Consider the following 3,110-nt stretch of genomic DNA (forward strand, 5'->3'; position numbering starts at 1 on the left):
CCTGCCAGCCGCCTGGCTCAGTGAGTGAATCTTTAAAATCGCCCCCAATGCCATCGCCATGTTCACTAAAAGCCAACGGACTACGGTAAGCGCCCATAAAGGTGGTGAAGCCGCCTTTATAATCGGTTTCCTGTTTTTTAAGGTTACGATAATTGGCCAGTATCAGATCGGTAGGGTTGCGGCCGAAGTAATATTTATCCAGAAAGCCATCAATGGTTGCGTGTACCCATCCACGGTAATTATGGAAGGCCACATACTTGCCCAGTAAGCCGTTATCATTGCCTAAACCATTCGGGAACCGTGCCGAGGTAGAGTTAAGCAGGATAAGATTAGTGTTGAGCGCCGCCGCGTTCATGAAAATAACTTTGGCCTTATATTCTATAACCTCTTTGGTATTGGTGTCAATCACCTTAACACCGCTTGCTTTGCCCAGCTTTTCATCATAAATAACCGAATGGACTACCGAAAATGGCCTTACTGTAAGGTTGCCCGTACGCTTGGCCCAGGGCAGGGTTGAGCTAACCGAACTAAAGTAACCACCAAAGGGGCATCCACGCATACACAGGTTGCGTGCCTGGCATTTACCCCGTCCCTGATCAAGGTGAATTTGGTTTGGTTTGGTGATGTGCGCCCAGCGCGCATGTACCAAATGTCTGTCGGGATAGTTTTCGCTGATCTTTTCGCGGATAAAATCCTGTACGCAATTCATATCAAAAGGTGGCAGAAACTCACCGTCGGGCATGGCTTCAATGCCGTCTTTATTGCCGCATACACCTATAAATTTCTCCACGTGCGAGTACCAGGGGGCTACATCATTATAGCCTATTGGCCAGGCGATGCCGTAGCCAAAACGCTCGGGGTTGGTAAACTCGTGTTCGCTCCAGCGCTGGCAGGCACGGCCCCAGGTAAGCGATTTACCGCCAACCTGGTAACCCCGTATCCAGTCGAACGGTTTTTCCTGTATATAGGGATGGTCTTTATCTTTAATAAAAAAGTGGGCATCATCTTCACCGTAGCCCGCGGCCTTGGTAATGAGCGGATTTTCCTTTAAAAACTCCCGGGTCATTTGACCGCGGTGTTTAAACTGCCAGGGATCCATCGTGGCGGTGGGGTAGTCTTTATTATGTTCCACATTGCGGCCACGCTCCAGTACCAGGGTTTTTAAGCCTTGTTCGCACAGTTCTTTAGCGGCCCATCCGCCGCTGATGCCCGAACCAATAACAATGGCATCGTAGCTTAAGTTTTCTGCTTTATCCGGAGTGTTTGACATGTTGCTTTGTGGTTATATGTGAAAACTATTTTATTTATTGTTGTGTATAGATTTTGTCTATGTTGATTTTAAGAGGTCTGATTAACTCTTATGGGTAAGCAGTTTTTCAGCCGCCTCATGGTCTAAAAATACCTGAGCATTTTGTAAGGTTTGCAGGATAGAAGCCGGTATATCGGTAGTAACCGGGCCATTCAGGGCCTTGGCCATAATATCTGCCTTTTTGGTTCCGCTCACAATTAAAACCGGGGTTTTAGCTTCGGCAAGGTGACGCAAACCAAGGGTGATGCCTTCGGTTACTACCGTTTCCTGCTTAAAATACTTTTGCGCAACGGTGGCGGTAATAGGCTCTAAAGGTGAATGATGGGCATACGTATTAAAATCGGTTCCAGGCTCATTGAGGCCGATGTGGCCATTCATGCCGATACCTACTACCATCACATCCAAACCGCCAAGCTGGCTGATGTGTTGGTTCATCTTTTCGCATTCGGCATCCAGATCATCAGCGGCAGCATTAAAAAAGTGAATTTGTGATGCCGGGATATTCAGTGGTTCAAAAAAATGTTTGTTCAGGAAATAGGTACAGCTGTTCTCGTCGGTTTTGTCCATACCTACCCATTCGTCTAAACCCACAAAGTTGGTTTGGCTAAAGTCGATTCGGCCTTCCTGTGCAAATTTTACTAACTGTTTATACATGCCGGTAGGCGATTCGCCCGAAGGGAAACAAATGAGAGAATCAGGCTTGCGCTGAACCTGTTGCAATATTAGGTAGGCAGCGGCCCATGATATTTCTTCGTAATTTTTATAGAGTTGTAATTCCATTTGAGTTTATTGAGGGTCAAGCCATAAGTCAATAGGCTTGGCTACTTTAGGGTTGAATGGTAAGTTTATTTTTTTGCCTGCCCCTGCTGAGGCATAGGCGGCATAGATAATTTCGAGTACGGCCCGGCCATCTTCGCCGGTTACCAATGGGGTTCTATCATTGCGTACGCAATCAATAAAATGTTTTAGCTCATGCGGATAACCCTGGTTAAAGGCTTCCTCAAAAATGGTAAAGCTCCAGCCTTTACTGGTATCAGCCTTTTCCATAGCGTAGCCATAGCCCTCACGGCTATAGGTAACGGCAGAGTTGCCCATGAACAGATCGGCATAAATAACACCGCCGGTACCGTATATCTCGCAGCGGTCGTCCATACCACCGTGTTTGGCCCAGCTGTTTTCGGCAACGGCAGTAACACCGTTCTCAAACTCCACAATAATAACCGAGTTATCCTCACCTTTGGTGCGGCCTTTATGAAACACGGTGCTCATAGTAGCATACACGTTGGCTACTTTGGCGTGGTCAAGCATCCACCTGAACCAGCCGAGGGCATGGCAACCCATATCCATGATCACGCCGCCGCCGGAAAGGTTAATATCATAAAACCAATCACTGTGCGGGCCCGAATGTTTTTCGCCCTGCTTCAGCATAAATATTTCACCTACCGCGCCATCCTTAACCAGTTGCCTGGCCCGCTCATATTTCGGGGCGAAGCACAGTTCTTCGGCGTACATTAGCTTCACATTATTTTCTTTACAAACGGCAATCATCTCGTCGGCCTCTTCCAAAGTTACGGCGAGGGGCTTTTCAATAATGATGTGCTTGCCGGCTTTGGCCGCCTTAATGGTAGCCTGGGCGTGCAGGTAATTAGGCAGGCAAATATCAACCACTTCGCAACCCGACTCGGCAATGAGCTTATCTACATCATCAAACCATTGGGGTATCTGATATTTTTCGGCAAAGGCTTTAGCTTTTTCGGGGTTACGGGCATATACAGCCACAACTTCGGCTTCGGGTATAAAA

Annotated in this window: 3 protein-coding genes; all 3 read right to left on the reverse strand. The window is 47.5% G+C overall.

Going from position 1 to position 3,110, the window contains the following annotated elements:
* A partial coding sequence (locus AAGC65_RS21515; protein WP_343114524.1) for a GMC family oxidoreductase occupies positions 1-1,270 on the reverse strand: 1,270 nt, incomplete at its 3' end.
* A gap of 81 nt (positions 1,271-1,351) precedes the next feature.
* Positions 1,352-2,089 (reverse strand): glucosamine-6-phosphate deaminase, encoded by a 738-nt coding sequence (locus tag AAGC65_RS21520; protein ID WP_343114525.1) that lies wholly within the window; start codon positions 2,087-2,089, stop codon positions 1,352-1,354.
* 6 nt (positions 2,090-2,095) lie between these two features.
* On the reverse strand, positions 2,096-3,110 hold a 1,015-nt coding region (locus AAGC65_RS21525), incomplete at its 5' end, for a Gfo/Idh/MocA family oxidoreductase (RefSeq protein ID WP_343114526.1).

Origin of the sequence: Mucilaginibacter sp., from assembly GCF_039207105.1 — a bacterium.
Classification (GTDB): domain Bacteria; phylum Bacteroidota; class Bacteroidia; order Sphingobacteriales; family Sphingobacteriaceae; genus Mucilaginibacter.